Here is a 7,221-nt window from a genome sequence, read left to right as displayed (position 1 = left end):
ACACCCGTAGCTCAGCTGGTTAGAGCACTACCTTGACATGGTAGGGGTCGGTGGTTCGAGTCCACTCGGGTGTACCACTCTTCTCAAAGAGTTTAAATATTGAGATTCTATTAAAAAATAAACAATACACCCGTAGCTCAGCTGGTTAGAGCACTACCTTGACATGGTAGGGGTCGGTGGTTCGAGTCCACTCGGGTGTACCAATTCTCTTATACAAGAGAATACGGCCAGCGAAAGCTGGTTTTTTTGTGTCTAAAATTAATAGTTAATATTCACAAGCTAATAAACCCATAGCTCAGCTGGTTAGAGCACTACCCTCTCTTAGTTAACGGCGGCGGTAGGGGTCGGTATTCATGTGGTAAAGCGAAGTCCACTCGGGTGTACCATTTCTTGCAGTAACTCCTCGTTTTAAAAACCTTTTTTTATTACCAAACTCTCTACGTAAAAATTTATCTGCGCCAAATCGCATTAACCTCGTGCCAAGCAGTTATTTTTCGTGTCTAGAAGTCTTACAAATTAATTCATTTCAAATTTAGCCTATAAGATAGTTAAAACTCAAAAAAATAGGCAAAAAACACCAAAATGACGTTTTGTGTCCATTTCGTGCCAAACATGTTGGCACAAGTGATTTTTGAACCTGAAATGAATGACAACTACAACTTCCATTACTGGCACGATGAATAATTTACAGTCACACAAGCCAGTTGACGTACTTTCAATCAACACCTGATGTACACCAAGTAGATAAATGTACATTTTCAAAATGGCTTGTTCTTTTCAACCACAGCTCTGATCCGCCAACTCAGGGCAAGCGACTTAACTCTACTATTTGGTTAATTTGAACACCTGCGGTTTTCTATTTAGATTGTGAAATTTAGTGCCGTAGCAAATGGTAACCGTATTAGTCACCATTCTTTTACCGCAATTATTCGCAGCAAGTCCGCAGGCAAAGGCAAAACAGAAGGGAACGCTTAGAGAATAGTGATCAAATATTTTTGCGACCCAAGGTACATTTACCCCTCCAATTGCCAGTAACAGCCCAGTAACCAATGACACAGTCATACTGTCACGCCATAGGAGTAATGCTTTGTGGGCATCTTTTATTAGTGGGTCATTTTGTAATGGTTGATAGATATGTTGATACCATACTTGATTTTGCTGCTCTGCAGATGCATCTGAGATTAGGGAATATTAATATTCGAACGTAAAACCAAATTGAGTCAGTTTTTCATAAACATGCACATCAAATCGATACAATGACGCTGCTCTGTGGGCAACATTACGTTGCTTCTCATTACAGTCAATTAATAAATTCATCTTTAATATTTTTCGGCGAAAATTGGGTTTGTCTAATGTCACACCGAGAATAGATTCATATAAATCTTGTAGTTGTAATAAGGTAAATTTTTCAGGTAACAAACTAAAACCGATCGGTTCATGTCTGACTTTGTATTTTAAGTGATTAAGGCAACTGGCCAAAATATTATCATGGTCAAACATCAGTTTAGGGACTTGTCTTACATCAAACCATTCACATTCTATGGCATTTGGACCATGCGATAAATTGGTTTCGTCAAAGCGGACCAACGAATAAAACGCAATGGTAATAATTCGTCTGGCTGGGTAACGGTCAACATCACCGAAGGCACCTAGTTGGTCTAAATATAAGTTTTCGACCCCGGCTGTGTTTTTTACAACTCGCGATGCCGCAGTCTCGAGGTTTTCGTCACTGCGAACCCAGTGACCGACTAAGCCCCATTTATTGGTTGCTAGGCCTTTATTGTATTTAATCAATAAGACTTTAAGTTTGCTGTCATGAAGGGTAAAAATAAGATTATCAACGGTTAAGTTACTAATACAATCAGCAGGGATGGTTTCTTCATCAATAACTTCGTTTATAAAATTCACAGATAAGATCCAATTTAATATAGCGAGCTTGGTTGTACATACACACTCTGGAGATTGCCGTTGAACAACTGTGTAGTAGTAAAAAAGTCATATTCAACAGACGTTGATAATCACTTTACTCACCAAAAACATAATTGTAAATGCATGAAACAAAATCAATTTCTACTGCACATCACCAATGCACAATATTACAACAATACTTATCATCGTTGTGGCTTAGATGCGTTTTATCAACGATCACCACAAATTAACCTGCTTAAATTATTGATTGTATTTGTATTTTTCGTAAACAAACACTTCATCATCCGTAGAATAGGTCATTGCTAGACAATTGATTTACTCGACTCTCTTTGAATAATTTCAAATTCGAGAATATGACGCAACTGACTGTTTTTTAGTCCTGAAAAGTCTTTGTTTTTATTTGAGGTAAATAAGCTGACAGCTAACGTTGCCATTTCATCAATAGGCTGTCTTACCGTGGTAATGTTTGGCCACACGACCGTTGCGAGGGTTGTATCATCAAAGCCAACAACCGATAAATCATTTGGCACATTAATCCCCTGGCTTTGTGCAATAGACATCACCGCAGCAGCCATATCATCGTTAGCTGCAAAAATAGCACTGGGTTTATCGTGACGAAAAAGTTATATCTTTTAATTTCAAATAACACTAATCGATTTCTAGATTTGAACAAATTCACATAATCAATGACACAAACGATGATGACGTGTGGATGATTTGTTAATGTTAGCCTCATCTCTCATGATGAAAAGACGGTGTAATGCTGATACTAGCGCTTTAGAAGTACTTGAAATAATGACAATTGGAGGCTTATTCAGTTTTCGCAAACCAGGCTGGCCAGTACTGAATTGGGGATATGTTTTGCATTAAGACTTTTAGTCTCGGTTAGTGGCTCCGATGATGTGGTGATAGTCGACAGTGTTCCGTGATTGGCTAAGTTATCTAACGAAAATTAATTGCCGAGGGCGCTAAACGTTGCAAAGTTAACTAAGGGTCGCTAGCAAAATGAGTTAACTATTTTGATATTTTTGCATGCTTAAAAGTGTTTATGTTGATATCGCTAAACAACTCACTATTTACCGATTTATGTCCTTACTGGATAAGCCAATCCGACTAGACATCGGATTGGCAATTAGCGCTAGAACGGAGCGTCGATGTCAACAATGGCGATAAGTTTGTGGTTAACAAACTCCTTGATGCCGAGACCGACTAGCTCGCGGCCGTAACCTGAACGTTTAACACCACCGAATGGTAAATCCGCCTTAGCCATTGTCGGGTGATTGACGAAGACCATACCTGTGGATATTCGTTTCGCCACTTCTGCACCATGGATTGGGTTGGCAGTAAATACCGAACCGCCCAGACCGAACGGTGAATCATTGGCTATATGGACCGCGTCATCTTCATCTTTGGCGCGAAACATCATAGAAACAGGACCGAAGAATTCCCAATAACGTGCGGGGTTGTCTTCTGCAATGTCAGTCAAAATGGTTGGCTGAACAAAATTGCCTGAATCAGGGACAATTGGCCCAACCTCAGTTGCGGTAGCACCGTAAGAAACCGCCTGGCGAATCTTATCCTTGATTTCATCGGCTGCCGCCCTAGATGAAAGTGGTGCTAGCGTTGTGCTTGGCTCGAACGGATCACCCGCTTTGAGATTCGCAGTACCACCAATATATCCTTCAAGGAACCGATCATACACCTCATCCACAATGATCATTCGTTTTGATGACACACAGACCTGACCACCATTCCAATGTCGTCCTAGAACCGCCCAGTTAATTGTTTTCTGCATATCTGCATCGGCTAGAACAACTAATGCATCAGCACCGCCAAGTTCAAGAGTCGATTTCTTTAATGCCTTGCCAGCCTGGGCCGCAACGACTGCACCGGCCCTTTCCGACCCTGTTAATGCTACGCCCTGAACGCGCGGATCGTTAATGATCGTTTCTATCTGCGACCTTGTAGCGTATAGATTTTTGAACACACCTTGAGGTAAACCAGCATCGAGCATTAATTTTTCGAATGCAGCCGCGGCCTGCGGAACGTTAGACGCATGCTTGAGCAACAGTGTATTACCAGCAGATATTTGTGGTGCAGCGATACGAACCACCTGATAGAAAGGAAAGTTCCATGGTTCAATCGCCAATAATACACCCAGCGGCTCACACAAAATTTCCGCATCAGCGTCGGCAACCGGTAGCTTTTGTGGAGCCAGCAATTTCTGTGCATTATTTGCATAGTAGTCGAAGATATCTGCTGACAACGCTATTTCTGCTTTGGCTTCGGATATAAGTTTACCCATCTCAATGGTGAGCAAATTGGCATAATAATCAACGTCACGACGTAATAATTCGGCGGCGGCGTGCATTATGCGCGCACGCTCAGTAAACCCAGTATTTTTCCAAAGTAAAAAAGCATCATGCGCATTTTCAATTGCTTGCTTTACTTCTGAGTCGCTTGCATCTGGGAACGTTACCAGAAGATCACCAGTGTAAGGATTGCGTGTTTCATATGTCATAATATTTACCTTTTTTGGGTAATGTACCAACAGGAGACGGGTATTTAACAACCGGCCCCCGGTGTTGTTTTGCAAAAGCTATCGCCCGAGGGCGAAGTCAGAACCATCAAGATGGTAAAATATTGACCTGTTACTTTTGACCAACATGGATTGTACGTTTGCCGAAGTTTTCGCCATTAAGAAGGCCTATAAATGCATGAGGAGCATTTTCGAGCCCTGTGATAATCTCTTCTCGGTATTTAATCTTGCCGCTTTTAACCCAACCAGTCATCTCGGCGGCGAAGTCGGGATACAGATGGCCAAAGTCATCAAAAATAATAAAACCTTGCAGCTTAATTTTCTTACGCAGGATCTGACCCATCAGCCAGTTCATTCTATCTGGCCCTTCTGGCAATTCGGTTGCGTTATATTGTGACACCAGCCCGCAAAGTGGGATCCGAGCGTTCGGATTTAATAGCGGGATGACGGCATCAAGGACCTTACCACCGACACTTTCAAAATAGACATCGATGCCGTTTGAGTTCACCTTGGCAAGTTGGTCTGCAAAGTCAGCAACCTTATGGTCGATGCACGCGTCAAAGCCTAACTCGTCTACTGCATAGGCACATTTTTCCGCGCCGCCTGCAATTCCAACCACACGACAGCCCAGCAGCTTGCCGATTTGGCCAACAGTGGCCCCGACCGGGCCAGTCGCAGCTGCCACAACAATGGTCTCGCCAGCTTTAGGGACACCAATATGCTTCAGGCCAGCCCAGGCAGTAAACCCAGGCATGCCTAAAATACCCAGCGCCCATGAAAGATGGGTCGAAGACTTACCGAGGTTAGTGAGCCCGGTGCCATCGGACACAGCATAGTCTTGCCAACCATTAAAACTAAGCACGAAGTCGCCTGGAACAAAGCCATCGATATTGGAATCAATAACTTGAGATACAGTACCGCCTATCATCACCGCGCCTATTTCGACAGGGTCTGCATAAGATGGTGCATCGCTCATCCGCCCGCGCATATAGGGGTCGAGCGAAAGGAATTCAGTCCGCAGTAGCATTTGTTTGTCGTTAGCAACAGGGATAGCGGTCTCAATCAAAGTTAACGTGTCTAGCGTAGGTTCGCCTTTAGGACGTTCTGCAAGAACCCATTGTCGATTAGTTGTGTTTGTTTGTGTCATATTCAATCTCCTTTAAAGTGACGCTTCAAGAATGCGACGGACATCAGTTGGGGTGATGTCTTTGTGTTCGCCAAGGGCTGTCATGCCATGTTCCTCCAAGGCGCGAACGATAAGTTCAATTTCTGCTGCAGCAATACCGTAGTCGCTCAATCGAGTCTTGATCCCTAATTGCTCGAAAAACGCCCGCGTAGCGTCTATTGCAGCGTCAATTCGCACAGCATCTGTGCCTTCGGTGATGTCCCAGACATTACTAGCATATTGGAGTAATTTTTCGTGCTTGTGGCCACGCTGATCATTCAATAGTGACGGTAACACGACAGCAAGAGTACGGGCGTGGTCTGTATCATTGAGCGCAGTAATCTCATGTCCGATCATGTGAGAAGCCCAATCTTGTGGCACTCCGGCACCGATTAAGCCATTCAAAGCCAGTGTGGCTGTCCACATCAGACTTGCACGAATGTCATAATCTTCTGGTGTCTTTAGCGCTTTAGGGCCAAGCTCAATAATGGTGCGTAGCAGAGACTCGGCAAAACCATCCTGCACGTGTGCGCCACTGGGGTAAGTTAGATACTGCTCGATAATATGGACAAAGGCATCTGCAGCGCCATTGGCAATCTGACGCGCAGGCAGCGTATAGGTAAGTTCAGGATCGAGGACCGAAAAAATTGGGTAGCAATGCGGACTTCTAAAAGGAAGCTTGGCTATCTTCTCAGGGTTGGTTATCACCCCACCATTGTTCATTTCAGATCCTGTAGCTGGCAATGTAAGCACCGTTCCGAACGGCATCGCCGCGGTCACTTTTTCCGTGCCGTCAGTAAGGATCTCCCAGGGGTCACCAGCATAAAGCGCCGCCATCGCGATAAATTTAGTCGCATCAATGACAGATCCGCCACCCACGGCAAGCAAAAAGGTGATGTTATTATCAGCGATTACTTTGACGGCATTAAGGGTCGTTGCATAACGAGGATTTGGTTCTATGCCACCAAACTCGACCAATGTGCGACCAGAAAGTGCTGTTCTCACTTGCCCTAATACACCGGTTCGTTCCGCGCTACCACCGCCATAGATAATCAATACTTTTGCATCTACTGGAATATGATCGTTAAGGTCTTCGATGCGGCCTTTACCAAAGAGGATTTTTGTCGGATTGTGCAAGTCAAAGTTGTTCATATTCTATGTTTCCTTCTGTTTCAATGTGAAGGCGTACGTTTATGCTGACATACGTCGATTTTTCTGTGTCTAGTATTCGAATGTAGGCAGACCTGATGAACACATATACTGCGACAACTTGTAACTGCGGCGATAAAAAAGAGACTTAACAGCATCGCCAATATCGCTATTTTGCCGTTCATGGCAATTGCCTAGATGGAATAAAATGCGTTGATCATATTCACTTGCTTGATATCTACATTGTTATTCTTTACTAAATGGTCAACTATAATTAAATGAGTAAACCACCTAAAGTAACCACTTGAATATGTCAATACGATATTTAAATATAAAACTCGTTATTATCTCTGATTTAAGACATTTATATTTAGATATAATATTAAAATATATTTTCAGCATGACGCTAACCATATTAAAACCAGATGATTAAAAAAAG

The 7,221-nt window shown here is 43.1% G+C and carries 4 protein-coding genes, 2 tRNA genes and 1 pseudogene; 2 read left to right on the top strand and 5 right to left on the bottom strand.

Features of this window, described 5'->3' with window-relative positions:
• Window positions 1-77: transfer RNA gene (locus tag AAEY97_RS06370), tRNA-Val, on the top strand.
• A gap of 49 nt (window positions 78-126) precedes the next feature.
• A tRNA-Val gene (locus AAEY97_RS06365) sits at window positions 127-203 on the top strand.
• Window positions 204-1,191: 988 nt separating this feature from the next.
• Here the strand turns inward: AAEY97_RS06365 and AAEY97_RS06360 are convergent.
• From AAEY97_RS06360 to AAEY97_RS06340, 5 genes and pseudogenes are all read right to left on the bottom strand, one after another.
• Entirely contained in the window at window positions 1,192-1,908 is a 717-nt protein-coding gene (locus AAEY97_RS06360) for an NUDIX hydrolase (protein WP_310734201.1), read from the bottom strand.
• Between the two features lie 323 nt (window positions 1,909-2,231).
• Window positions 2,232-2,531 (bottom strand): annotated as a pseudogene (locus AAEY97_RS06355) (substrate-binding domain-containing protein); the annotation flags it as partial.
• Between the two features lie 536 nt (window positions 2,532-3,067).
• Window positions 3,068-4,450 carry an NAD-dependent succinate-semialdehyde dehydrogenase gene (locus AAEY97_RS06350; RefSeq protein WP_350997401.1) on the bottom strand — a complete coding sequence of 461 codons (1,383 nt, stop codon included), beginning with the start codon at window positions 4,448-4,450 and terminating at the stop codon, window positions 3,068-3,070.
• Between the two features lie 130 nt (window positions 4,451-4,580).
• A complete protein-coding gene (curA, locus tag AAEY97_RS06345; RefSeq protein WP_350997398.1) occupies window positions 4,581-5,615 on the bottom strand; it encodes an NADPH-dependent curcumin/dihydrocurcumin reductase in 1,035 nt (344 codons plus the stop codon).
• A 12-nt stretch (window positions 5,616-5,627) separates the two neighbouring features.
• Window positions 5,628-6,785, bottom strand: coding sequence for an iron-containing alcohol dehydrogenase (locus tag AAEY97_RS06340; RefSeq protein ID WP_350997395.1), 1,158 nt, complete (start codon window positions 6,783-6,785; stop codon window positions 5,628-5,630).
• Window positions 6,786-7,221: the final 436 nt, after the last annotated feature.

This window comes from Shewanella sp. TB7-MNA-CIBAN-0143, from assembly GCF_040310065.1.
GTDB lineage: Bacteria > Pseudomonadota > Gammaproteobacteria > Enterobacterales > Shewanellaceae > Shewanella.
This window is presented reverse-complemented; position numbering and strand designations above follow the sequence as displayed.